The sequence below is a fragment of the Enterococcus sp. DIV0756 genome (assembly GCF_051710745.1).
Classification (GTDB): Bacteria; Bacillota; Bacilli; order Lactobacillales; family Enterococcaceae; genus Enterococcus_A.
Map to the genome: position 1 here is coordinate 3,028,299 of NZ_JBIOLF010000001.1, position 23,648 is coordinate 3,051,946.

General features: G+C 41.3%; 24 protein-coding genes and 1 riboswitch. Of the genes, 2 read left to right on the plus strand and 22 right to left on the minus strand.

Annotated features, from left to right (window positions below; genetic code table 11):
* Positions 1-66 precede the first annotated feature (66 nt).
* The 15 genes from IGI44_RS14560 to IGI44_RS14630 form a co-directional block, all read right to left on the minus strand.
* Positions 67-705: a thiamine diphosphokinase gene (locus IGI44_RS14560; protein ID WP_438788460.1), complete on the minus strand. Its 639-nt coding sequence runs from the start codon at positions 703-705 to the stop codon at positions 67-69.
* Entirely contained in the window at positions 705-1,355 is a 651-nt protein-coding gene (gene rpe, locus IGI44_RS14565) for a ribulose-phosphate 3-epimerase (RefSeq protein WP_438788462.1), read from the minus strand. The genes IGI44_RS14560 and rpe overlap by 1 nt, the downstream gene beginning before the upstream one ends.
* Before the next feature lie 677 nt (positions 1,356-2,032).
* The gene (rsgA, locus tag IGI44_RS14570) at positions 2,033-2,914 is read right to left on the minus strand and encodes a ribosome small subunit-dependent GTPase A (RefSeq protein ID WP_438788463.1); all 882 of its coding nucleotides are present in this window, start codon (positions 2,912-2,914) and stop codon (positions 2,033-2,035) included.
* Positions 2,915-3,116: 202 nt separating this feature from the next.
* Positions 3,117-5,267, minus strand: coding sequence for a Stk1 family PASTA domain-containing Ser/Thr kinase (pknB, locus tag IGI44_RS14575; RefSeq protein WP_438788464.1), 2,151 nt, complete (start codon positions 5,265-5,267; stop codon positions 3,117-3,119).
* The gene (locus IGI44_RS14580; protein WP_438788465.1) at positions 5,264-6,007 is read right to left on the minus strand and encodes a Stp1/IreP family PP2C-type Ser/Thr phosphatase; all 744 of its coding nucleotides are present in this window, start codon (positions 6,005-6,007) and stop codon (positions 5,264-5,266) included. The genes pknB and IGI44_RS14580 overlap by 4 nt, the downstream gene beginning before the upstream one ends.
* A 21-nt stretch (positions 6,008-6,028) precedes the next feature.
* Positions 6,029-7,381: a 16S rRNA (cytosine(967)-C(5))-methyltransferase RsmB gene (rsmB, locus tag IGI44_RS14585; protein WP_438788466.1), complete on the minus strand. Its 1,353-nt coding sequence runs from the start codon at positions 7,379-7,381 to the stop codon at positions 6,029-6,031.
* Entirely contained in the window at positions 7,381-8,322 is a 942-nt protein-coding gene (gene fmt, locus IGI44_RS14590; RefSeq protein WP_438788467.1) for a methionyl-tRNA formyltransferase, read from the minus strand. The genes rsmB and fmt overlap by 1 nt, the downstream gene beginning before the upstream one ends.
* The gene (gene def, locus IGI44_RS14595; protein ID WP_438788468.1) at positions 8,315-8,806 is read right to left on the minus strand and encodes a peptide deformylase; all 492 of its coding nucleotides are present in this window, start codon (positions 8,804-8,806) and stop codon (positions 8,315-8,317) included. The genes fmt and def overlap by 8 nt, the downstream gene beginning before the upstream one ends.
* 25 nt (positions 8,807-8,831) lie before the next feature.
* Positions 8,832-11,234: a primosomal protein N' gene (gene priA, locus IGI44_RS14600; protein WP_438788469.1), complete on the minus strand. Its 2,403-nt coding sequence runs from the start codon at positions 11,232-11,234 to the stop codon at positions 8,832-8,834.
* 155 nt (positions 11,235-11,389) lie between these two features.
* Entirely contained in the window at positions 11,390-11,692 is a 303-nt protein-coding gene (rpoZ, locus tag IGI44_RS14605; RefSeq protein WP_010745310.1) for a DNA-directed RNA polymerase subunit omega, read from the minus strand.
* A 4-nt stretch (positions 11,693-11,696) separates the two neighbouring features.
* Complete coding sequence (gmk, locus tag IGI44_RS14610) at positions 11,697-12,311, minus strand: guanylate kinase (RefSeq protein ID WP_438788470.1); 615 nt, start codon at positions 12,309-12,311, stop codon at positions 11,697-11,699.
* Between the two features lie 111 nt (positions 12,312-12,422).
* Positions 12,423-13,307, minus strand: coding sequence for a YicC/YloC family endoribonuclease (locus IGI44_RS14615; protein WP_438788471.1), 885 nt, complete (start codon positions 13,305-13,307; stop codon positions 12,423-12,425).
* 24 nt (positions 13,308-13,331) lie between these two features.
* Positions 13,332-13,547 (minus strand): YdbC family protein, encoded by a 216-nt coding sequence (locus tag IGI44_RS14620; protein WP_216409533.1) that lies wholly within the window; start codon positions 13,545-13,547, stop codon positions 13,332-13,334.
* A 29-nt stretch (positions 13,548-13,576) separates the two neighbouring features.
* The gene (locus IGI44_RS14625) at positions 13,577-15,217 is read right to left on the minus strand and encodes a patatin-like phospholipase family protein (protein ID WP_438788472.1); all 1,641 of its coding nucleotides are present in this window, start codon (positions 15,215-15,217) and stop codon (positions 13,577-13,579) included.
* Between the two features lie 135 nt (positions 15,218-15,352).
* Positions 15,353-16,057, minus strand: a complete 705-nt coding sequence (locus IGI44_RS14630; RefSeq protein WP_438788473.1) for a class A sortase — start codon at positions 16,055-16,057, stop codon at positions 15,353-15,355.
* A 267-nt stretch (positions 16,058-16,324) separates the two neighbouring features.
* Here IGI44_RS14630 and IGI44_RS14635 point away from each other — a divergent pair, with 267 nt between their 5' ends.
* A complete protein-coding gene (locus tag IGI44_RS14635) occupies positions 16,325-17,095 on the plus strand; it encodes a hypothetical protein (RefSeq protein ID WP_438788474.1) in 771 nt (256 codons plus the stop codon).
* A gap of 39 nt (positions 17,096-17,134) precedes the next feature.
* Here IGI44_RS14635 and thiT read toward each other — a convergent pair whose 3' ends face one another.
* The 3 genes from thiT to IGI44_RS14650 form a co-directional block, all read right to left on the minus strand.
* Complete coding sequence (gene thiT, locus IGI44_RS14640) at positions 17,135-17,722, minus strand: energy-coupled thiamine transporter ThiT (protein ID WP_438788475.1); 588 nt, start codon at positions 17,720-17,722, stop codon at positions 17,135-17,137.
* 49 nt (positions 17,723-17,771) lie between these two features.
* Positions 17,772-17,870, minus strand: a riboswitch (TPP riboswitch).
* Positions 17,871-17,939: 69 nt separating this feature from the next.
* A complete protein-coding gene (locus IGI44_RS14645) occupies positions 17,940-18,302 on the minus strand; it encodes a hypothetical protein (RefSeq protein ID WP_438788476.1) in 363 nt (120 codons plus the stop codon).
* Between the two features lie 72 nt (positions 18,303-18,374).
* Positions 18,375-18,833, minus strand: coding sequence for a low molecular weight protein-tyrosine-phosphatase (locus IGI44_RS14650; protein ID WP_438788477.1), 459 nt, complete (start codon positions 18,831-18,833; stop codon positions 18,375-18,377).
* A 53-nt stretch (positions 18,834-18,886) separates the two neighbouring features.
* On the opposite strand from IGI44_RS14650, the gene IGI44_RS14655 reads away from it, so the two are divergent.
* Positions 18,887-19,855, plus strand: a complete 969-nt coding sequence (locus IGI44_RS14655) for a 2-hydroxyacid dehydrogenase family protein (protein ID WP_438788478.1) — start codon at positions 18,887-18,889, stop codon at positions 19,853-19,855.
* A 2-nt stretch (positions 19,856-19,857) separates the two neighbouring features.
* Here the strand turns inward: IGI44_RS14655 and IGI44_RS14660 are convergent, their stop codons facing one another.
* The 4 genes from IGI44_RS14660 to IGI44_RS14675 form a co-directional block, all read right to left on the minus strand.
* Positions 19,858-20,433: a TetR/AcrR family transcriptional regulator gene (locus IGI44_RS14660; protein ID WP_438788479.1), complete on the minus strand. Its 576-nt coding sequence runs from the start codon at positions 20,431-20,433 to the stop codon at positions 19,858-19,860.
* Positions 20,434-20,444: 11 nt separating this feature from the next.
* Positions 20,445-21,446: a Holliday junction branch migration DNA helicase RuvB gene (gene ruvB / locus IGI44_RS14665; RefSeq protein ID WP_438788481.1), complete on the minus strand. Its 1,002-nt coding sequence runs from the start codon at positions 21,444-21,446 to the stop codon at positions 20,445-20,447.
* Between the two features lie 13 nt (positions 21,447-21,459).
* Entirely contained in the window at positions 21,460-22,053 is a 594-nt protein-coding gene (ruvA, locus tag IGI44_RS14670) for a Holliday junction branch migration protein RuvA (protein ID WP_438788482.1), read from the minus strand.
* A gap of 134 nt (positions 22,054-22,187) precedes the next feature.
* Positions 22,188-23,648 carry a helix-turn-helix domain-containing protein gene (locus IGI44_RS14675; protein WP_438788484.1) on the minus strand — a complete coding sequence of 487 codons (1,461 nt, stop codon included), beginning with the start codon at positions 23,646-23,648 and terminating at the stop codon, positions 22,188-22,190.

Sequence of the window (23,648 nt, forward strand, 5' to 3'; positions counted from 1 at the left end):
GTATCTCTCATAAATAAAAAAAAGAGTAGACAATTCGTTTCAAAAAAAACGAATCGATACTCTTAACTAAATATCTTTACTCTGGATCACAGCGATTAAACCATCTGAAAAATTTACTTCAGCGTCTCCTGTCAAAAACTCGTTGCTAGCTAGACTGGTCGGTTGTAAAAAATCAACTGCAGAAAGCTCATATTTCACATTTTTCAAGGTCAATTGCTTTACAGGAGTCAAGCAACAAAATGCTAGATATTTCATGGTTGGGATTTTCTTGATAGTATGATTTCCTGAAGCAATATAGCTTACTATATTTCCTTTATCCGCTATCTTAATCTGAGTCAAAAATGGCTCAAATCGTGGTTCTAGTCCTAACCATAGGTTGGCTAATAAGTGATCTAGCCGTCCCCCTGTCGCACCAATCAAGGTGATATCCGCTTTAGGATAGCACTCAAAGGTACGAACCAGTGCCAATTGCGTATCAGTATCATCTTTTTCAGCAGGCGAAGTCTGTGTTTCTTTTACCTGACTAAAGACTTCTTTTTTTTCAGCTTCATTCAACGAATCAAAGTCACCAATCGCTAAATCAGGAATAATCCCTCGACGCAAAAGAAACAAGTTCCCACGATCAATTCCGATGATTTTATCAAAATTATTCGAAAAAGCAGGCCAGTGATTAGGATCACCGCCTGCAACAAGTAAAATTTTCATTAGTCCATAGCTGCCCGTAGCGCATTGATCTTTTCTTGCGGATTTTCTGCGTCGTAGATATACGATCCAGCAACAAAGACGTCTGCGCCTGCCTTGGCACATTTTCTTGCTGATTCTGGTTGAATGCCACCATCAACTTCAATTTCGTAATGATAGCCATGTTCTTTACGCAAACGATCCAACTCTGCGATTTTTTCAACTTGACTCTCAATGAATGACTGACCGCCGAAACCTGGATTAACCGTCATTACTAGAACTTGATCAACATCGTCTAATACATATTTGATTGATTCAACTGGTGTGCCTGGATTCAAGACAACCCCTGGCTTCACGCCAGCTGCTTTTATCATTTGAATCACGCGATGAATGTGCGGCGTAGCCTCCACATGAGCCATAATGATGTCCGCTCCAGCTTTCGCAAAATCATTGATGTAGTTTTCTGGGTTAGCGATCATCAAGTGAACATCCAATGGTAATTTCGTCACTGGGCGCAACGCACTCACGACAACTTGACCAAAAGAAATATTTGGTACAAAGTTTCCATCCATCACATCAATGTGGATATAGTCCACACCTGCATCTTCTACCATTTTTACTTCTTCACCTAGACGTGCAAAATCCGCACTTAAAATTGATGGGGCAATTTTCATAATCCTTACTCCTTTTTCATTTTAATGTATTTATTTTTCCTTGCAGAAAAAATAAGTCTGATTTTCAAGCCGTATATCATCCAACTAGTAGCATTCAGGATTGTCTTGCTTAATGATATGATTTGGTTTCCCTTATCGATTACACTGCGAAAAGTTGGACTGAAATCCTTTTTCATTTTAATGTATTTATTTTTCCTTGCAGAAAAAATAAGTCTGATTTTCAAGCCGTATATCATCCAACTAGCAGCATTCAGGATTGTCTTGCTTAATGATATGATTTAGTTTCCCTTATCGATTACACTGCGAAAAGTTGGACTGAAATCCTTTTTCATTTTAATGTATTTATTTTTCCTTGCAGAAAAAATAAGTCTGATTTTCAAGCCGTATATCATCCAACTAGTAGCATTCAGGATTGTCTTGCTTAATGATCTGATTTAGTTTTCCTTATCGATTACACTGCGAAAAGTTGGACTGAAATCCTTTTTCATTTTAATGTATTTATTTTCCCTTGCAGAAAAAATAAGTCTGATTTTCAAGCCGTATATCATCCAACTAGCAGCATTCAGGATTGTCTTGCTTAATGATATGATTTAGTTTCCCTTATCGATTAGACTGCGAAAAGTTGGACTGAAATCCTTTTTCATTTAAAGGTATTTATTCACTGAACGTTTTTGAAGCTATTTACTCTTTTTGTAAATAGGACGACGTTTCTCGATTTCTTGTAAAAACTGCAAATAATTATCGTAACGAGTCTGTGCAATCGTACCTTCTTCTAATCGATGCTTCACTTCACAGCCCGGTTCTTTCACATGACGACACTCACGGAAACGACAATTTGGTGCGGCTTCGCGAAATTCTGGAAATTCTTTTGGGAGCTCTTCAGCAGAAATTTCTAGAAATTCAATTGAACTGAATCCAGGAGTGTCCGCTACCAATCCACCAAATAAATCTAATAATTCAACATGACGAGTAGTATGGCGACCACGTCCGAGTGAATCCGAAATTTCCCCAGTCTCTAGATTTAAGTCCGGCGAGACATCATTCAGTAATGTTGATTTTCCTGCTCCAGACTGACCCATAAAAACAGTCAACTGATCCACAAACAGATCCGTTAATTTTTGTTTATCTTGTTCCCCATCAATTACAGGGTAACCAAGGGGTTCATACACGGACCGTATTTCATTTACTAGCGCTTGATCCGCCGCTAAGTCTGTCTTCGATAAATAGATGATTGGATGGATATATTTATTTTCCAAGGTCACTAAGAAACGATCTAATAAATTATAAGAAAAATTAGGTTCAACAAGGCTCGTCACGATTACACCTTGATCAACATTGGCGACTGGCGGACGAACCAATTCATTTTTTCGCGGCAACAATTCAAGAATATAGCCTTCACTATTTTCTTCACTACTAAAGACAACTTCATCTCCAACCAACGGGGTTAATTTCTTTTTGCGAAAATTTCCACGTGCACGTGTCTGATGAATCTTTCCTCCACTGGCAACATAATAAAAACCACTTAAGGCTTTACGAATCTGTCCTTCGATCCGTCTCATCTCCTTTTACTTAAAACTCTCCAAACCGTCTCTCATCTTCAAATCTATTCAGATTCTTTCTTATCAGTATTTTTACAAGTAACCTACTGATCATTAGCAAAATGAGTATTCTTCAATTTCAACTTTATTGTAGCATACTTCAAAATCAATTTCAGTACAAATGACCTAAAAAACCTTTCCTAATAAATTAGGAAAGGTTTTTTTACGATACTGTGATCGTTTCAGCTTTTTGAACATTTTTAGTAACTGCTGGATTGCCATTACGTTGAACCTGAATAGTGGCAGAGTCTCCTTTTTTTAGCGTTACAGAGACTGTCTGTCCCATTGGAGTTGTATTTTTATCTACTTTGAAATCTAACACCTGCGTTAGACTGGTATTTTTAGCATCTTTTAGCATCACTGTAATCGTATCGGGCTGGTCGCCAGATCCAGTATATTTAGCTGATATAGTCACATCAAAACTTGTTTCTTCATTTTCGGGACCTTTTGAAACATAAACTGTTACCGTACTACCAAGTTTAATTGACCCTGCTCCGGGATCTGTACGAATAACTTTATCCTTTTCAACCTCATCCGAAAACTCTTGCTGCTCAGAATATTTTAACCCTAAATTTGTAAGGGTACTTTCCGCTGTTGTCTTATCTTGACCAGATAAATCATTTAGGGTAGCGTATTCTGATCCTGAACTGACTTTTAAAGTAATTGTATCTTTTGAAGTCAATCCTGTTCCACTTACAGGATCTTGACTGATGACCTCGCCCGTTTCAACCGTCTCGCTAAACTCATCCACTCGCTTGATTTGATCTAATGTAATACCAAGTTGTAATAGACTTTCCCGAGCCTCTTCATAGGTCATTTGAGAATAATCCCCAATTTTGATTTTCTTAGGTCCATTAGAAACCTTAAACGTGACTTCATCTTCTTTAGGATCAAGTTTTGTCCCGCTTTTAGGAGACTGACTTAAAATCTGGCCTACTGGTACGTTATCATCGTTGACTTTTTCAGAAACAATGTTCTTTTCTAAAAAACCAATTTCTGTTAGCTCTTCTGTCGCAGCGTCAATCGTCTGGCCTTCATAACTTTTTAGCGTGACCTTTTTTGTCCCTGAGCTAATAAATAAATGCACAGAACGACTTTTTTTAATCATCGTACCTGCTTCGGGATTGGTTTTAACCACAAGTCCTTTTTTTATTGTATCGCTCGGCACTTCGGATGTTTTGCTATCTACAGTTAACTTTGCAGCTTTTAACGTCGTTCGTGCTTCTGCCTCCGTCATATTTTGAACTTGCGGAATTGAAATCTCTGCCGAGCTGGTCATCAAATAGCCGACAACTCCGCCGATTCCCAACATTAGCAATAAGAAAAGGAAAATAAATCGTTTCTTACCTTTTTTCTTTTTCGGCTTTTCTTCAGGAGCAGGTTGCTCTTCTTTCGGCTTTTCCTCTTGGTTCTCTTCTGGCTGAATCGGGGTCAACACTTTTGTTTCATCCAGCATTGCCGTTGGACGCCAAGGCAACTCGTTTGCACGTGCTGGTGTCAATGCTGTTGAAAGATCTGCTGCCATTTCCTCTGCCGTTTTATAACGATCTGCTGGTTCTTTCGCGGTTGCGTGCATGACGATATTTTCCAATGCCTGTGGTACTTCAGGGTCAAACCCTTTTACCGATGGCATTTCATCTTGAAAGTGCTTCAAGGCGATCGTTACAGCTGATTCCCCATCAAAAGGAACGCTTCCGGTGATCATTTCATACAAAATAATCCCCAGAGCGTAAATATCCGATTGCTTTGTTGCCATGCTGCCTCGGGCTTGCTCTGGTGAAAGATAATGTACAGATCCTAACATAGAATTAGTTTGGGTCAGAGAAGTTTCAGATAAGGCGATCGCAATACCAAAATCCGCGATTTTTACCACGCCTGCCTGATCCATCAAAATATTTTGCGGCTTCAAGTCGCGATGGATAATTCCATGTGCATGAGCTAAACTCACCGCAGAAAGAATTTGTTCCATGATATCTACTATTTTGCCGTACGGAATGTGCTGATGCATTTGAATGTAGCGTTTCAAATCCATCCCCTTCACATATTCCATAACCAAATACTGCATCCCGCTTTCTTCATCCACATCGTAAACGCCGACGATATTAGGATGAACCATTTCAGTAGCTGCTAAAGCTTCCCGTTGAAAACGACGAATCGCAGTTTGATCATTTTGAAAATCGAAGCGTAATATTTTGATGGCAACATCACGATCCAAAATCAAATCGTGAGCCAATAAGACGTTCGCCATACCGCCACTGCCGATATTGGCGATGACTTTATAACGTCCATTGACCAATTTGCCTATTTCAATCATGGACGAGCCTCCCCTTCAAAATGGATCAGCAAGACAGTGATGTTGTCCGCACCACCGGCATCATTGGCCGCATTGATCAATTGTTTTGTCTTTGCTTCCAATGTTTGATCACTTTCCACGATTGCTAAAATAGCTTCTTCACTTACCATGTTAGTCAGGCCGTCTGAACACAATAGCAAATAATCGTTCTGATGGCATTGATGCTCTGAAATATCTGTTTTGATCGTTCCAGCGATACCCACTGAACGAGTTAGTACATTCTTTTGTGGGTGGATTGCTGCCATTTCTGCAGTAATTTCCCCAGATTTCAGTAGCTCATTGACTAAGGAATGATCATCTGTTAACTGTTGTAGTTGATTATTTTGGATCAAATAGGCCCGGCTGTCACCAACGTGAGCTAGAACGAATTTTTCATCTAATAAGGCCGTACTAACAATTGTTGTCCCCATTCCTTGCATTTCAGGATGAGCAATCCCTTCTTGATAGATTGCTTCATTGATATTTTGAATTTCATCTGAAAACCATTTAGCGGCTTCTTCAGGTTGTTCAATAGTTGAGGCCGACCAAGCAGCGCCTAAACCGTCCACCGCCATTTTACTAGCAACATCACCAGCTAAATGACCGCCCATACCATCAGCTAATATCGCCAAATACATTCCTGCTTGATTGGTAAAAACATTTGCGTAGTCTTGATTCATATTGCGCCGCTTGCCGATGTCTGATTGAAATTGGATCTCCATCCTTTTGTCCACCTCATTTTTCTATTTTTTTCGCATTGCACAAATAAAGAAGCCGTCTGTCATAAACATTTCTGGATATAAAACCAACATTTGCTCATGAATCGCTGGCTGTAATTTCATTTCTAAATTTAACTCAATTTTTTCAAATTCAGAGTGGTTAGCTAAAAACTCATCCACCACCTGTTGATTCTCTTCTTTAGCAATTGTACATGTACTGTATACCATAATCCCACCAGATTTCAATGTGGGAGCGCAATTCTTTAAAATTTCTAGCTGAATTTTGGGCAATTGAACAAAATCTTGTGGTTGTTTCTGATATTTGATGTCTGGTTTTCGACGCATTAAGCCTAATCCTGAACAAGGAGCATCCACTAAAATACGGTCAAAGGTTTCAGAGGCAAAATTTTCCGCTGCTTCACGCGCGTCCATTTTCTTGGTCACAACAGTATCCGCTACGCGTAATCGCTCCGCATTTTCACGAACCAGCTTTAGCTTGTGATCGTGGATATCCAATGCCGTTACTGACCCCTCATCTTGCAACAATGCCGCGATATGAGTGGTTTTCCCTCCTGGGGCTGCACAGGCGTCCAAAACTTTTTGACCTGGTTTGATCTGCATCGCTTGAGCAACCAGCATCGAGCTCTCATCTTGAATCGTCAACCAGCCATTTTGAAACAATTCACTACCGGCTAAAAACCCTTTATCGGCTACAATCCCGTAAGGTGAAAGTTCGCTGTCACGCGCTTCAATTCCGTCTTCTTCCAAAGCTTCGATCGCCTCTGCACGTGTTAAGAACCGCGTATCAATCCGAGCGCTTACCCGGCTAGGTTCCAATAAAGACAAGCCCAATTTACGGGTCTCTTCTTCACCAACTTCTGCCACAAATTTTTCTGTTAGAAATCTAGGCAAACTAATTTCAGTTGCTAACCGTTCGATCGGATCTTTAATCAGTTCCAACGAAGGGGCACCTTCACGTTGAAATGAGCGTAAGACACCGTTGACAAATTTCCCTGTGCCAGGGTTTCCCTTGGCTTTAGCGATTTCCACCGCTTCATTGATAATCGCATGATCCGGTACCCGATCTAAATAGAGCATTTGATAAATGGATAGTTGCAATAAGCTTTTCACCCATGGATCAACTTTCTTCGCTTTCTTGATAAAAGGCTCAATATTATACGCTAATAAAAGCTGCCGACTAATCGTACCATAAACAAGCTCTGTTAAGAGTGCTGTATCCTTGCCATCGACTTGATTCTTTTGGATTAGCTCATTCAGCAATAAATTAGAATAAGCACCGCCGCGATTGATCCGCTCGATTGCTTCTAACGCAGTAAAACGAACAGAACGTAATAGTTTCTTTGGTATTTTTGCCATTAGCCCACCTGCTGTCCTTCAGCAATAGCTTGACCACTGCCATTTAAAAAGGCTTGGATTGTTTGTTTAGCTTTGCCCGCTGGTTGCAATTCATCAATTGCTAGCATCGTTCCTTGGCCACACGCGATATGTAAGGCTTTTTTTGTACGAGCAACAATTGTCCCTGGGGCAGCAGTAGTGGTTTCTTCTAATGGGGTCGTATGAAAAATTTTCCACCGTACCCCTCCATAGGTTGTAAACGCTACAGGCCATGGATGCATTCCGCGAACCTGATTGTCGACTTCTTCCGCGGTCTTTTGCCAATCAATCGCTTCTTGTTCACGACTGATATTTGGCGAAAACGTGGCTTCCTCTTCGTTTTGCGGTGTTGGCTTTAACTCACCAGAAATAATCTTAGGCAGCGTTTCTAATAACAAGTCTTTACCAACTTGGCTAAGTTTTTCAAACATCGTACCGACATCATCTTGTTTCGTGATGGCAATTTTTTTCTGACTGAAAATGCCGCCTGCATCCATTTTTTTGATCATTTCCATGATTGTTACACCGGTTTCATCTTCGCCTTCCATGATTGCATAATGCACTGGGGCACCACCGCGATATTTCGGCAATAATGATGCATGAACATTGATTGCTCCTAGTCTAGGAACTTGCAATAGCTTCTCAGGTAAAAATTGCCCGAAAGCTGCTGTGATCAATAAATCAGGTGCCAATTCTTTGATTTTCTCCATTTCAGGAGATCCACTGATTTTTTCTGGCTGCAAAACGATTAAGTCATGCTTCAATGCTGCTTCCTTTACTGGTGTAGGAGTGATAATCTTTTTTCTTCCAACAGGGCGGTCAGGTTGTGTGACTACCGCCGCTACTTCATAACCAGCTTCGATCAAGCTCTCTAAAATAGGGACAGAAAAAGCGGGTGTTCCCATAAATATAATTTTAGTCATCGACATGTTCCTCCATATAACGTTCTAAATCTTCTGGTTTGATGATTTCGATCACTTGGTCGATAAACAATTTTCCTTCTAGGTGATCAATTTCATGTTGAAATGCTCGAGCTAAATAGCCGTAAGCTGTGACTTCCATTTCTGATCCTTCGCGGTCATAATAACGGACCATTACTTCATCAGCGCGTTCAACGGTTCCGTATGTTTCTGGAATCGAAAGACATCCCTCAACATCGATGCTAGTTCCTTTGCTTTCGATAATTTCAGGGTTGATAAAATCAAAGCGATCGCCTTCTTCCACTTCAACAACCGCGATACGCAAATTCTTGCCAATTTGCGGGGCTGCAAGCCCAATGCCATCGTGAGCCACCATTGTTTCATACATATCGTCTAACAGCGTAATAATCTCGTCAGTGATGTATTCGATCGGCTCGGTCTTTTTGTTTAAGCGTTCGTCAGGGTGGATAATAATAGGGTAACGCATGTCATTCCTCCATTGATGAGATTTTTTAGATAAAGTACATCGGTTCGTTGTCAATAGCGATCAATAAGCCTTGGCGCTGATCTTTTTGGCTTACTTGTAAAATATCTTCTAAAGTTGCCTGTAGCTTCGGTTCGTTTTTATATTTGATAATCAATTGGTAGTAATACCGATTTTTAATTCGTAAGATTGCGCCAGGTGTCGGTCCTAACAGAATGCTTTGTGGACTTAATTGCTTACGTAATTGTTCTGCTAGTTGAAAGGCTTTTTGAGCCGCCCGCATCTCTTCTTGATGAGAAATCGTTACTTTGACCGTGTAATAATAAGGCGGGTAATCCGTCTGATGACGAATTCGCATTTCTTGTTGGAAAAAGCTTTCGTAATCATGATGCTGTGCTAGCTTGATCGTGTAGTGCTCTGGATTGAAGGTCTGAATAACAACCTCACCAGCTTTTTCTCCACGCCCTGCTCGGCCGCTAACCTGGGTCAACAATTGAAAGGTTCGTTCACTAGAGCGGAAATCCGGTAGATTCAATGCCGTATCGGCATTCAACACGCCAACCAATGTCACATTTGGAAAATCTAACCCTTTTGCGATCATCTGCGTACCTAGCAAAATATCCGCTTCGTGATCTCCGAAGGCCGTTAAGATCTTTTCGTGGGCCCCTTTACGTCGGGTCGTATCCACATCCATCCGTAACACACGAGCCTCCGGAATCAATTCCGCTAGCTCTTCTTGTACTTTTTCTGTTCCAGTTCCAAAATAACGAATCTTATCCTTGCCGCACTCTGGACAACGACGAGGAATCCCCTCTTCATGTCCGCAGTAATGGCAACGCATCGTCTTCGTATCCATATGTAAGGTCAAAGAGATGTCGCAATTGGGACAAGGTAATACAAAGCCGCAATCGCGACACATTACAAATGAAGAATAGCCGCGACGATTCAAAAGTAATACGCTTTGTTCTCCTCTGGCTAAACGGTCGCGTAATTTTTCTTCTAATTTTTCCGAAAAAGAAGAATTCAAACGACGTTGCATTTCTTCCCGCATATCGACAATTTCGACTGTCGGCAAGGCTGCCTGAGAATTGGCGCGTTCATTCAGCTTTAATAACTGGTAAACACCCTTCTGACCTCGCGCGCGTGATTCCAACGATGGCGTCGCACTGCCTAGCACTACAGGACAATGATGGTATTTTCCACGCCAAATTGCTAGATCACGGGCATGATAGCGTGGGGATTCATCTTGTTTGTAGCTAGTTTCGTGTTCTTCATCAATGATGATCACACCTAAATTTTCTAATGGAGCAAAAATGGCTGAACGAGCTCCTACAACCACATGAGCTTCCCCACGCTCTAACTTACGCCATTCGTCGTATTTTTCCCCTTGCGACAAGCCACTGTGTAAAACAGCTACTTCACTACCAAAACGTGCTTTAAAACGAGTCGCCATTTGCGGGGTCAATGAAATCTCTGGTACTAGCATCATAGCAGTCTGCCCATTTGCCAGTACATCTTGAATAACCTGCAGGTAGACTTCCGTCTTGCCGCTACCGGTTATTCCCTCCAATAAGAAGACCTGGTGTTCATGGTTAGCATTTTTTTTGCTAATCGCCTCATAAGCGGCTCTTTGTTCGTCGTTCAACTCTAGTGCCGAAGTTTGGCTAATTTCTCTTTCGGCATAAGGATCTCGATATTTCTCAACCGCAACAAATTCCAGCCAGCCTTTTTTCTCCGCCTGATTCAGATTGGCTAAAGAAAAATCCTCCGCCTTCATTTGTTTGACGGCGATCAATTCTTCATCAGCAAGTGCCGTTAAATAATCTAGCAGTTGTTCTTGCTTATAGGAATTTTTGCGTAAGTCTGCTTTTAACCCTTCTAAATTTTCTGGTGCGAAGCTCCGCTTAATATAGCGCTCCGTCTTCACTTTGTTTTTAGTATGTACCTCATAGCGTAGTTCAACGATCCCTTGTTCACGCAATATAGCTAATTCTTTCAGCCAGCCCTGCGTTTCGGCTTCTTCCCAAGTCAACGAATCAGATTCACCGAAATACTTTGCTTGAACAGCAGCATTTTCCGCAACAAGATACAAACGTTTTTGATAGTCCGCCTTCATAACGCTAGGCAGCATCGTCTGCAAACAAGTTACTTTAAACGCAAACGTCGTCTCTTTCATATAATCCGCCAACGCCAATAATTCCTGATTCAAAACTGGCGTTAAGTCCAACACACGAATAATCGGTTTTAAATTATCCGGCAGCGGTTCTGGCGCAGTTTCAAAACCAACAACAAAACCTTGGACATGCCGCGGACCAAAACCGACCTCTACTCGCATTCCGATTTCTACCGCTAGTTGAGGCGGGATCAAGTAGCTAAACGGCTGATCCGTCTGCATCGCTGGAACATCTACGATCACTTGTGCTAATTTCATTTCTTCCGCCTCCATTCTTAAATATTGTACTCGATTTTTGCTATAAACACCTAAATTAATGAAACTATGTAAGGAAAACTTTGACGCAAAAAAGAAGGGACTGCGCCAAATTATTGGTACAATCCCATTTACGCTTCATCAGCAAAAAACGTTGCTTAATTTTGTTCGTTGCGAATCCGTGCTTCTAAATCACGTTGATCACGTTCCCGTTGCAAATGGCGTTCTTCCTCTTCCATTTTTAAACGTTCCCGTTTGATTTCTGGATGCGGATCATTGATGACTGTTCCAGCATCAATTTCTTCTAAAGCTTGTCCAACACTTTTCACTGATTCAAATGAATCTAAGGTCGGTTGTGCACCTGCATCTAGTTCATGGGCGCGTTTACTAGCTAAGATAACTAAAGAATATTTTGAATTCACATGGTCTAACAACGTATCAATTGAAGGTTTTAACATCATAAGCTTATATCTCCTTTAACATTTTAATATATTTACCAATCACTCGGTCAACTCGATAATGTTCACTGACGATGATATCTTTGATTCGATCGACAGCTTTTGGTACTTGATCATTGACAACAGCATAATCATAAAGGGCCATCATCTCGATTTCTTGGCGCGCAACGCGCATCCGTTCATCAATCACTTCAGGACTGTCAGTACCTCGTCCGACGATCCGCGCCTTTAATTCGGCCAGATCTGGTGGTGTTAAGAAAATGAAGACACCATCAGGCACTTTTTCTTTTACTTGCTGGGCACCTTGGACTTCGATCTCTAAAAAGACATCTTTGCCTTCATCCAATGTTTTGTTTACATAAGTAAGCGGCGTACCGTAATAATTTCCGACATATTCAGCATACTCCAGCATCTCGCCCGCTTCAATCATCGCTTCAAACTCTTCCTTCGTACGGAAATAATAATCAACGCCGTCTACTTCCCCTTCCCGCATCGGACGGGTGGTCATTGAGACGGAGTATTGGAACTCATTATCGTCTCTTTCAAAAATAGCTTTTCTAACCGTTCCTTTTCCAACTCCGGAAGGTCCCGACAATACAATCAACAGTCCTCGTTCAGACATACTAACGCCCTTTCATGCTCTTTTTAGCTAACGCCTATTGTGCACTTTTTTTGTGAATATTTCAAGAGGCATCCGTAAGCTACTTGCTATTTCTTACGAAAATCAACCAAACTATTCAACATTTTGAATTTGTTCACGGATTTTTTCCAAAATTGTTTTTAATTGAACTACGATATCTTTTATCTGAATTGGACTAGATTTTGACCCAATTGTATTAACTTCACGATTCATTTCCTGTAATAAGAAATCCAACTCACGGCCAACAGGTTCGTTGGTTTCCAAAAGTTTTGCTAATTTTTCCAAATGAATACTTAGACGGTCTAATTCTTCATGGATGTCGCCACGTTCCAATAAAATCGCCAGTTCAGTTAGTAAGCGATCTTGGTCGACAGTATTTCCTAAATAGTCTTCTAATTTCGTTTGATATCGTTGTTGAAAATCTGCTTCATACTCAGTTACAAAGCCATTTAACTGAGTCACTAGAGCTTGAACTTTGCTACCGTAGTCCACTAAAACTTTACGAATCCCCGCCCCTTCGGATTCACGACTAGCTGCTAACTGAGTAAATGCTTCATTAGCTACTGCTTGGACTAATTCCTCTAGTGTCTCTTCTTCTGTGGGTTGGTCAACCAGCGTCACAAAATCACTTTGTTCCATCGCCTTGACTAGAACCTGCTCCACAGGGAAATCAACAATACCAAAATGCTCTTTTCCGCCATTTTTCAGCTCATTAACCAATTGCTGTAACAGCGACCAATCAACTGAAACCTGTTTATTTCCACTTTTTAACGGGGTCAAGTTAATAAAAACATCCACACGTCCACGCTGGATTTTTTCCTTCGCAATCTTGCGAATCAAGGACTCGAAAGGATTTAGTTCCTTGGGCATTCGAATCTGTAAATCTAAAAAGCGATTGTTAACGCTCTTTAACTCAATATTTAATTCATAGGCATCATTAGCTAATGCAGCCTGCCCATAACCAGTCATACTTTTCATTATCTCTGATCCTTTCTGTACAGACTACATCTTGCTTAGCGTTTCCTTCAATACCGCAAATTCTTCGTTGCTTAACGTTACACCTTTTCCCATCTTCTCATGGTTTGGTGCCCAATCCCGTAAATCAAATTTTGGCGGACGTTCATTCCAGCTCACTAAATTCAGTTCCTTACGCCAACCTTTTGGATTTTCCGATAAAACTGCGATTTCTTCTACGATTTCATAATTAAACTCTGCCATTCTTGTTCCTCCTAGTATGTAACTATCAGCTACTTCTCATTATACAGGTCATTAATGAGATAGCCGTTTCGCATGTATTTAAAAAAGAGTGCCAGCATGGTCGGTATCGGCCAACGACGGTACATCGTCTCCAAAGGTCCCTCCAGCTGATAAATCTGTAAAACCTGATAATAATCCGAAAAAATATTATGATTCTCAATAAAATCTTCAATTTGCTCCTGGACTGAATAATTTCCATTCAACTTGATTGGCATCTCAAATTGCCGTAGGATCGTTTCAATAAATTCCTGCGGTGTAAAAACACGGACTGGCGAAACATTCACCCAATAGGCAAAAAATTCCATGAATGCTAAACTTACCCGTTCTATCGGTATGTCTTGACGAAAAAACTTTTTCAGCTCTAGATAGAGAGCCCCAAAATCAATTGAAACCTCGGTTTTAAGGTACCGTAAAAAATTTCTCGTTATCGCTTCAAAATCTACTTTACAACTGAAGAAGTAGCGATAGCCTTTCAGCTCGCCTAATGCCCGTTTCGTCTCCAAATAGCCCAAGTCAATATTTTCCGAGGAACGGGCACTATGGAATAGCAGAAGATCCCCTAAACTCCATGGACTTGCCAACACTAGACCTGCAACCTCGTCTGGTAAGCGATACTTTTTGTCTATTCCAGGACCATGAACATCGACAATAATCACTTCCGTAATCGGTTTTCGCAAAGCGATATCAACTGGCAAATTATTGCGATAGCCGCCGTCGACATACAGCTCATTCTTGATTTTAGCCATTGCCATCATCGGGAAAAAGGATGCAGACGCCAGCAACCAATCAATAATCTCCTCGTCGCGGCACTCATTCAGTGAAACAATTACTTCTTGAAAGGCTGGAACCTTTGTCGCAACGACATAAAAGGGGCAACCTCCTTGAACCCTTTCGGCATCCAAATGTTGCTCTAATAGACGCCTAAGAGGGGCTGAAGAAATCCCGCGTTGGCGGAATGACGTACGCACAAATGTCCGTAACTGATCCATTTGTGCCGAAAAATCTAATTCCTCTACTTCCTTAAAGGTGATATCTAAAACCTTATCAGTTTCGATCTCCTCCCACAAAGCTAACGCTTGATTATAATCTCCTTGGGCAATTAATGCACCATTCAAGCCCCCAACTGAGGTGCCCGTAATCACTTCAAATTGAATGTCCTTTTCTAGCAATGCCTTCCAAACGCCAATTTGATAGGCCCCACGAGCACCGCCTCCGCCTAACACCAAACCAGTATGATAGATCAGTTCCTTTCGCCAAACACCCTCGTACAGCTGATAGCCTTGAGTAGTCAACCACTGTTGCAGGATTTGGTTGGCATCAAGTTTTAACTGCAATACTCGTTTGAATTGTTGCCGCGCAGCATTCTCCAATAACGTGAAAGCTGTTTGCCAGTTAAGATCTATTGAGATCAATAAATTTCTAATATGCCATGCTTCGCCTGCATCGGTTTTATCTACCAGCAGCCATTGGGATTTACGTTGTATCCAATAGCCTTCCCCATGTTTTACAGCTGCTAAAAACGCTGATCGCCCTTGACCATGAGAGGCAAAAAATGGAAAAAGCAGCTGTGTCTGTTGGAATTTCTCCCAAAAAGCCAAGACATCTGACATGTACATTTGCTTTAACGCCATCGCTTCCTCCCTTGATTTTTACCGTATGTTCATTTCGCATATTTATTTCAGTATAGCAGAAATCCTGTTGCAACAAAAAGCCTCAAGGCAAGCCTTGAAGCTTTCTGAAAAAGGTCTGTTTCAAAATTTGATAATTTAATACGTACGCTGCTCCATCTCAAATGCCTTGCGCATCGGATCGGTAGCGTTGTTGACAGGTGTCATGGCTATAAGATCTCCCTGAACGATAATTCGGGTCACGCCTTCAATCTCACCACAGGTAATTAACGTTACCTGTTGTTTGTCTGGTTGAACATCCAAATATTTCACTTCTGTCGGCTGCACTCGGACTTTCAGTGTCGTCTTATATGTATAAATATTATGCAGATCAGTTAAATAGATCAAGTCACCCTCTTTAACATTTTCAAGCGGTGTAAATAGTAAACCTGGTCGATCTGCTCGATGGCTAGCCAATGCATAGTTGCCTTCACCGAGTTTTTGATCGGGTGACAACGTCCCCGCTCCATAAAGCAGCACCTCATTGGATAACCCCTTAAAAATCGGTAAATTGATCTCTACGGATGGGATCGCGATCCCACCGATCACTGGTAGTCGTTTGTTACTCAATTGTGCTTGCAATACTGCTTCTGTACTTGCTGGCTCAACCGCATCAAAATCAAATGACGCTTCTTTTTGCATATTTTTATCGAGTTCTGCTCGATCCATTTTCGCTACGGCATAGCGTTCACCATTATATTGCATCAAAAAATATTTGATCTGATTGTTAAAAATCAAAGCCAAACCTACTAGCAATAATAAGAAAAGAAAAATATTTATTAGCCAATTTCTTTTTTTCTTCATCTCAAGCCTCCTGCATTCTCCCGCTAATCATATCATATTCTATTAAACTCTGTGATACTACTTTCACTTAATAGAAAAAAATTTAAAAAAAGAAATAATTAGATGAGAAAGTCGTTATTTATTAAAATGATTTTAAATGTTAAAAAAGCGCCTCAATGTTGCAGTTTTTAAGGGGTTTGTAATCAAATTTTAAAATAAAAGATACGAGCTTTTTTTTTATTATTGAGTTAAAATAATTGTGACAACTATTAGAAAGGGTGAAAATTTGTGCCAGAAACGTTATTTGCATATATTGATTCCACAAGTAATGCTGTGCTCTCAAAAGGTTTTTCACCCAGCGATTTTGTTGATGGAATCGTCCATCAGCCAAAACATTTGTTATTGCTAGATCCAGTTGCAGAAGCGGGAGAATACGAACCCCATACAGGTTTGAAAATCGTTAATAGTCCAGATCAAGTCCAACAATTTTTTAATAATAAGGCCTTTACCCATTCAAAAGGAAGCAAGTGGATCGATTTTAATGATTATGCGATGCTGAAGGAACTAACTCCATTAGAAATTTCTGAATTGCTCTATTTTGGGCATATGCGGACTCATCTGCATTCACCTTTTTTTTATAAGTTACAAAACAATTTTGTCTACTTCAACTTAGGGAATGAAACGATGCGCGTGTATTATCGTTACCTCGATGAATTCTATCGTATCCTAGCTAGCAAATTGACTCGAATCGTCTTGGAAAAAGTCAACGATCGCCGATCTTTTTTCCGCAAAGGCTCTTCAGTCGCTCCTTTAGAAGGTGAGTTATTGAAGGAATTATATCCGATCTTGCAGGAAGGCGCAATTTTTTGCCTCAGTCAATCTGAATTAAAAAATCGTGTTTACAGTATTCCGATCTTTTTATCAGATGAAAAAGGGTGGCGGCGTAGTCCTAAAAATTTTAAAAAAGAACAACAGATTGCGGAAATCACTTACGACAGTGCCAAGCAACTTTGGTCCTTGGAAGTCGAAAATGATGATCCGGTCTTTTCATTCCGATAAGAAAAGCATTTGCCAACTTAGGACAAATGCTTTTTTTGTTTATTGATGACTTTGTTTGTGAATCAAATTGCCGTCCTTCGGCAAGTACAATTGCGGCGCTTTTTCTGCAACTATAATCGCCACAATGGCAGTTACAACAGCAGTTGCAACTCCGCTGACACCATTCATAACCAATGAAAAAATCCATGGATTCATGCCCCACAAAGCATAACTTCCCCAGAAAACGACTCCAGCGATAAAATGCCAGAAAAACCTTGCTCCCGTACCAATGAATGTGCCAAAAATAATATTTTTCCGAGCACTTGCCATATCCTGCTCACTTAACGCTTTTTGAACCTTCTTAGCATAGAGACCTGCAAAACCGGCAAAGGTAAAGGCAATCGGATATTCGATCAATACTTGAATGACGCTAAGATAAACCACTTGGCTTGCAGGAAAATGCAAGATGCCCCAAATGAAGGCTGACATTAGCGCGGGCTTCAATCCCCGACGTAAGGCAAACAATGTTAGCGGAATCATCCCCAATGAAATCGTGAAGCTGCTGCCGATAGTCGTTGGGATGAATGACAATACCAACGCTAACGCCGCCACGACGGTTCCTTCCACTAAAATTCTTGTTTTATACATAAAAAAACTCCTCCTTTTGAACATACAGTCCACAAAGGAGAAGTAAATATCTTTACTTCATCACAATTCCTACGCTCGAATAACCGAAACAGGTACTAGGGTTTAGAGTAATCTCAATCTCAGCCCGAGGGCTCCCCTTTGCGACAGTATTATTCTATTTTCTAGTACATTCAGAGTATAACAGATGTCTGTTTGCTCGTAAATGTATAAAATACTTTTATCGTGAAATACTTTCCTGATCGCCGCTTGGTGATAAGGTTGTCACCTTTTTAATCCGATCAATCGTCAACATCACCAATTGATTGTCCTGGGTACGAATAACAATCGAATCATTCGTGACTACTTTGGGCAACCAGCCTGAGATCGTTTGGAACTTTTCTTCGTTATGTTCATCCTGAACTTGAATGACTACTAAACTATTCTGTAGAGAGGCCATCTTCAGTTTGAGAAAAATATTCTCATTGGCTTGCTCTTGGGCGCGTTTTTCAGCAGAATCATTCAAAAAATCCGAGATGAAACGATACGACGAATTCGAAAATAGCTTGATTAAATTCTTCTTAGGCTTCTCGTTTTTAGTCATTCAGCTTCCTCCTATCAAGAGCATGGTTACGTAGTTTGATTTTACTTAAATTTTGAAGAAAAAACAAGGAATCTAGTCCATTTCAAAAAAAGTTAACCATTCGTTTAAACCTTTCTGAATTAATTCATAAGTTTCCTCAAAATCTCCGGTATACCAAGGGTCAGGAATTCCCTCCCCTGTATGTTCAGAGACACGATCCAAGTAAAGACAAATCTTGTTTTCTGTTCCTTCTGGTGCCATCGCTTGAAGATCGCTGACATTTTCTTGATCCATCCCGATAATGTAATCAGCCTCATAAAAATCTTCAGTTGTCACTTGTCGAGCCCGCATGCCCTTTGCTGAGATATGATGCTCCGCTAATATTTTTTGCGTGCCGCGATGAGGTGGATTTCCGACTTCCCAGCGACTCGTAGCTGCTGAATCGACGTCGAAGTTGTTCTCCTGTTTTTTCTCAAAGGCATCGCGAAAAATCGCCTCTGCCATGGGCGAGCGGCAAATATTTCCCATACAAACGAATAGAATCTTTTTCATGTCATTCCTCCTGTGCTATAGTCAATTTATTGAAATGAAACGAGGGATTGTAAATGAGTAAAATTTATCTTTCCGCCAAACTGCCAGAGCTTGGCACTAAATTATTAGAAGATGCCGGACTTGATTATCGGGTCTATGAGGGCGAGGGGCTAATCTCCAAAAAAGATTTGATTGAAGCCATCGCTGATTGTGAAATATTGATTTGTCCCCTATCAACACAAGTCGACCGCGACGTTATTGATGCTGCGTCGAACTTAAAATTAATCGCCAATTTTGGTGCCGGCTTCAACAATATCGACATTGCTTATGCGAAAGAGAAAAAAATCTATGTAACGAATACGCCAGTTGTCTCTACCAATGCGACGGCCGAATTGACAGCTGGATTGATTATCAGCCTATCTCGCCGAATCGTCGAAGGAGACCGCTTGATGCATGATCAAGGCTTTGACGGCTGGGCACCGCTCTTTTTCTTAGGCCACGAATTAAAGGATAAAACGTTAGGCATCATCGGCATGGGGCAGATTGGTCAAGCCTTAGCTCAAATGATGAACGCCTTTGGAATGAAGATTCTCTATCACCAGCGCCATGCCTTAAGTGCTGAACTTGCGAAAAAATTACAGGTAACCTACTGCTCGCAGGAAGATTTGATTCAGCAAGCAGATATCTTAACCCTGCATGCACCGCTAACAGCAGAAACACATCATCTGCTGACAAGCGAAACCTTTAAACAAATGAAGGACAGTGCTTTCCTGATCAACGCCGCTCGTGGTCCGCTGATTGACGAAGCCGCGTTGCTTCAAGCCTTAAAAACCGGACAAATCGCTGGTGCTGCTTTAGATGTCTACGAATTCGAACCGCAAGTCACCGAAGGGTTAAAAGAGTTATCGAATGTGATCCTAACCCCGCATATCGGCAATGCCAGTGTAGAAGCTCGTAACCAAATGGCTGAGATTGTCGCAAAAAATGCGATTGCCCTCGAAAATCATGAACCAATCAAACATATCGTTAATGGACTGGACTGAGCTTAACGCTCATGCCAGTCTTTTTCATACAACCGATAGGCGAAAAATTCGATATCCTTCGCAAAACGAAACAATTGCGCCGCAATAGTGATGGGCGGTTGATTCGCACCGGCTAATAACCAGTCAGTTAAAATACCGCCGCAGCCATGGGCTAAAAAGCGGGCATAAAATTCTTTATCTGTCTGAGAGAGCTCCCCTTCTTGATCGACTTCATCAAACAGTCGAACAAACAGCCGTTGAGCCAATTCATTGAATTCTTTTGTTAATACTTCTGGCTTCGACTCCACAGTATTCAAATAGAATTGATGACAAATCTGCATCTCTTTTAACATTTTAAGAACGGATTCTTCCCAATTTGTTAAAGCCACCTCATCGGAAACTAAGTACTGTAGCCCTCGCTGATAATACGCGTAATGGAGCAGATCGGCCTTGTCCTTAAAATGATAATAAAATGTTTGGCGGTTCAAGCTGGCCTTTTGACTGATATCTTGAACGGTAATTTTGTCATAACTTTTTTCTTGGCACGCAGTAACCAGTGCCTGAACAAATGTTTCTTTGGTCGCTTTTCCTTCCGCCATTTTTCCACCTTCTATGCTTGATAAGGGTAATTAAAATGTTCATACGCTAACGGTGTCGCCATCCGCCCCCGCGGCGTTCGCTTGATGAATCCCTTTTGGATCAAATACGGTTCGTACATATCCTCCACAGTTTCACGCTCTTCCCCGATGTTAACTGCTAATGTACTTAAGCCGATCGGTCCGCCATGATAGAGTTCAATCATCGTCTTCAATAGCTTCTGATCGACATAATCTAATCCCGCTCCATCAACTTGCAGCAGTCCCAACGCCTGATCTGCCACATTGCGATCAATCACGCCATCAGATTGAACCTGCGCGAAATCACGGATACGCTTCAGCAAACGATTGGCGATTCGCGGCGTTCCTCGTGAACGACGAGCGATCTCCACCGCTCCTTCCTCCACGATTTCCGTTTGAAAAATATCGGCTGACCGCAGCACGATCTCTCGCAAATCCTCTTCCTCATAATATTCCATATGAGAAATGATGCCAAAACGATCCCGTAATGGCGCCGACAGCATCCCTGCACGTGTCGTCGCGCCAACTAAAGTGAATGGCGGCAATGGGAAATGTACCGGATGCGCCGTTGGTCCTTGGCCTACCATGATATCGACATAATAATCTTCCATTGCTGAATACAAAGTCTCTTCAGCTACCCGCGGCAAACGATGAATTTCATCGATAAACAGCACATCGCCGGGTTCTAATTCATTCAAAATCGCCACTAAATCACCTGGTCGTTCGATCGCTGGTCCGCTGGTAGAGCGAATCTGAACATCCATTTCATTGGCAATCACCATTGCCATCGTCGTTTTTCCTAAACCAGGCGGTCCATAAAGCAGCACATGATCTAGTGCTTCTTGACGGTTTTTTGCCGCTTCGATATAAATCGAAAGCTCTTGCTTAACCTTATCCTGACCGATGTATTGTGCAAGATAACGAGGACGCAATGATTTTTCTAAACTTTTATCACTCTCATCTGCATCTGGTGAAAGCAAACGTTCTTCATCCATCTAAGTCGTCCTCCTACTTCTTCATCATTAATTTCAAGGCTGCTCGCAAATAGTCGTCGGTATTTTGCAGACTTTCTTTTTCCAGTACCTTTTCGACCTTCTTGATTTCTTTAGGACTATAACCCAACGCTTGCAAGGCTTCCATCGCTTCAGCAAGTGCGGTGTCGTCGTTGCCTTCATAAAATAGCGACATTGGGTCTTCGACTAATTCGGTCAATTTGCCTTTGAGATCCAAGACCATTTGTTGCGCTGTTTTCTTGCCGACGCCTGGGAATTTCGTCAAATAGGTCACATCTCCGGCTTCAATCGCTTGAATCAAGCCTTGATGATCATCGTTTGCCATGATCGCCAACCCGCTTTTTGGTCCGATACCAGACACCGAAAGCAGGCGTAAAAACAATTCTTTTTCAGCTAACGTTTCAAAGCCGTATAGTAAATGCGCATCCTCACGAATGATCTGCTGGACATAGATCGTCACAGATTGCTCCATTTTACTGCTGTAACGATAAGGATTGCCCGTCGCGATTTGATAGCCGATCCCATTTACATCTAGCACCACATAACTGGGACTGATGAAGGTCAAACGACCTGTAATATACTCGTACATAATTGTTCCTTTCTTTGGATAAGAAAATTAATTTTCGACAGGTAAGCCGCCGTAGGTAGACCTTCTTTTCACGTCTCGGAGGCTGCCGATAAACTGCACATATGTTCTCATTATTCTAGCACAAAATTCGACGGTTAAAAACTCTTACCGCCGAATCCTTGTAATAACCTTAATAAGGCAAAATAATCCGTCATTCGTAATTCCTGCGTAATCGTTAAAGTTGGAACCTCTATCTCCTCATAAAGCAAGCTAGTAGTCAGACAGAGGTCACTTTCTGGCAATAGATTCGTAAACATTACTTGAAAATCATTTGCTAGAAAACGGCGTAAATCCTCCTTCAAGATCGTTTCCTCAAACTCCGGCAAATCAGTCTGAAGACAAATTCGTAATTCGGGCTGAACGGTCAATTCGGGTAAGCGGCGCAAGACTGATAAGTAACGACCAAATAAAATTGATTCACTTCCACCCTGATCCGCTAAAATCTCAGCAACGAAGGCCGCAAGCTTGGGTTGTTGCTGTGTGATCCGTGTCCAAAAGGCTTTTCCATTGATATTAAAATGAATCGTGGGAAATAGGTGGTGATACAAATGGCCGCTAATCAAATAATTTTCAGCGTGTAATTGTTGAAAATTTTCCCATGTGGTGCTGTCATTAATTTTCTTTTCCATAAGTAGAGACATCGCTGCCACTTCATCGATTACTGAAAAAGGTTCTTTTGCTAATAAGCTGCGAATTTTTTGGGCAATAACCGGCACGCGATAATATTCTTCCCGTGTTAATAAATTTAAGAAAAGATTTCCTAGCGAAACTTGTTTACGAAAATAAACGGGCATAACAGGTTTTAACTGACGATAAAAATCATTGAAGAGTGGATCGTCGTTCAAGGCTCGCTGCGTCTTTAAGGACTTTTTTAAAGCATGGTGCTGGACCTCACGTAGTAAATGCGCCGCGACTAAATATTCCAAACGCTGGGCTTTAATCGGATTCAATTCGACTTGAAAAAAACGTTGGATTTCAAGGCTGAGTTTCTCCACCAACTCATGCTGCAGCAAGGTGAACGGCCAACTTTTCCCTCGAAATAAACGCCAATAATAGACCGACAAATACATTCGCACGGTTGGCTCCGGCGCTTGAAAAAGAACTTCTCCCCGCTCAATCGTTAAGTTTAATGGGCCTAATTCTTTGGTTAATTCCTTCAATCTGCGACGGATCGTAGACTCACTACGGTATAATTTAGCACTTAGCTCCTTGATCGTTCGAGCATTTTCGATGATCAACAAGTTGAGCAAACGATAGGTAAAGGAATGTCGAATCACATCAACGATAAACTGATTCTCTTCCATGATTTGATTGGCGATGACTAGACGATAACTGTTGCTCTTTCTTTCAAATAAAGGTAAATCGGTCTCGGTAAAACGACGATATTGTTTACCCAAAGCCTCTAATAAACGCTGCAAACTGCGAACATCCAACTTGAGCATTTCAGCCAAATCATTTTTCTTATACCATTGCCCGTTATCCAGCAACTCCAATACTCGGACACTAAAATAGACCTCTTTTTCGTAATTTTCTAATTCCTGCGCTTTGATGTACAT

Excerpts from the sequence above, each read along its gene's own strand:
- IGI44_RS14560 (WP_438788460.1), bottom strand. The coding sequence starts at position 705 with ATGAAAATTTTACTTGTTGCAGGCGGTGATCCTAATCACTGGCCTGCT.
- rpe (WP_438788462.1), bottom strand. The coding sequence starts at position 1,355 with ATGAAAATTGCCCCATCAATTTTAAGTGCGGATTTTGCACGTCTAGGT.
- rsgA (WP_438788463.1), bottom strand. The coding sequence starts at position 2,914 with ATGAGACGGATCGAAGGACAGATTCGTAAAGCCTTAAGTGGTTTTTAT.
- pknB (WP_438788464.1), bottom strand. The coding sequence starts at position 5,267 with ATGATTGAAATAGGCAAATTGGTCAATGGACGTTATAAAGTCATCGCC.
- IGI44_RS14580 (WP_438788465.1), bottom strand. The coding sequence starts at position 6,007 with ATGGAGATCCAATTTCAATCAGACATCGGCAAGCGGCGCAATATGAAT.
- rsmB (WP_438788466.1), bottom strand. The coding sequence starts at position 7,381 with ATGGCAAAAATACCAAAGAAACTATTACGTTCTGTTCGTTTTACTGCG.
- fmt (WP_438788467.1), bottom strand. The coding sequence starts at position 8,322 with ATGACTAAAATTATATTTATGGGAACACCCGCTTTTTCTGTCCCTATT.
- def (WP_438788468.1), bottom strand. The coding sequence starts at position 8,806 with ATGCGTTACCCTATTATTATCCACCCTGACGAACGCTTAAACAAAAAG.
- priA (WP_438788469.1), bottom strand. The coding sequence starts at position 11,234 with ATGAAATTAGCACAAGTGATCGTAGATGTTCCAGCGATGCAGACGGAT.
- rpoZ (WP_010745310.1), bottom strand. The coding sequence starts at position 11,692 with ATGATGTTAAAACCTTCAATTGATACGTTGTTAGACCATGTGAATTCA.
- gmk (WP_438788470.1), bottom strand. The coding sequence starts at position 12,311 with ATGTCTGAACGAGGACTGTTGATTGTATTGTCGGGACCTTCCGGAGTT.
- IGI44_RS14615 (WP_438788471.1), bottom strand. The coding sequence starts at position 13,307 with ATGAAAAGTATGACTGGTTATGGGCAGGCTGCATTAGCTAATGATGCC.
- IGI44_RS14620 (WP_216409533.1), bottom strand. The coding sequence starts at position 13,547 with ATGGCAGAGTTTAATTATGAAATCGTAGAAGAAATCGCAGTTTTATCG.
- IGI44_RS14625 (WP_438788472.1), bottom strand. The coding sequence starts at position 15,217 with ATGGCGTTAAAGCAAATGTACATGTCAGATGTCTTGGCTTTTTGGGAG.
- IGI44_RS14630 (WP_438788473.1), bottom strand. The coding sequence starts at position 16,057 with ATGAAGAAAAAAAGAAATTGGCTAATAAATATTTTTCTTTTCTTATTA.
- thiT (WP_438788475.1), bottom strand. The coding sequence starts at position 17,722 with ATGTATAAAACAAGAATTTTAGTGGAAGGAACCGTCGTGGCGGCGTTA.
- IGI44_RS14645 (WP_438788476.1), bottom strand. The coding sequence starts at position 18,302 with ATGACTAAAAACGAGAAGCCTAAGAAGAATTTAATCAAGCTATTTTCG.
- IGI44_RS14650 (WP_438788477.1), bottom strand. The coding sequence starts at position 18,833 with ATGAAAAAGATTCTATTCGTTTGTATGGGAAATATTTGCCGCTCGCCC.
- IGI44_RS14655 (WP_438788478.1), top strand. The coding sequence starts at position 18,887 with ATGAGTAAAATTTATCTTTCCGCCAAACTGCCAGAGCTTGGCACTAAA.
- IGI44_RS14660 (WP_438788479.1), bottom strand. The coding sequence starts at position 20,433 with ATGGCGGAAGGAAAAGCGACCAAAGAAACATTTGTTCAGGCACTGGTT.
- ruvB (WP_438788481.1), bottom strand. The coding sequence starts at position 21,446 with ATGGATGAAGAACGTTTGCTTTCACCAGATGCAGATGAGAGTGATAAA.
- ruvA (WP_438788482.1), bottom strand. The coding sequence starts at position 22,053 with ATGTACGAGTATATTACAGGTCGTTTGACCTTCATCAGTCCCAGTTAT.
- IGI44_RS14675 (WP_438788484.1), bottom strand. The coding sequence starts at position 23,648 with ATGTACATCAAAGCGCAGGAATTAGAAAATTACGAAAAAGAGGTCTAT.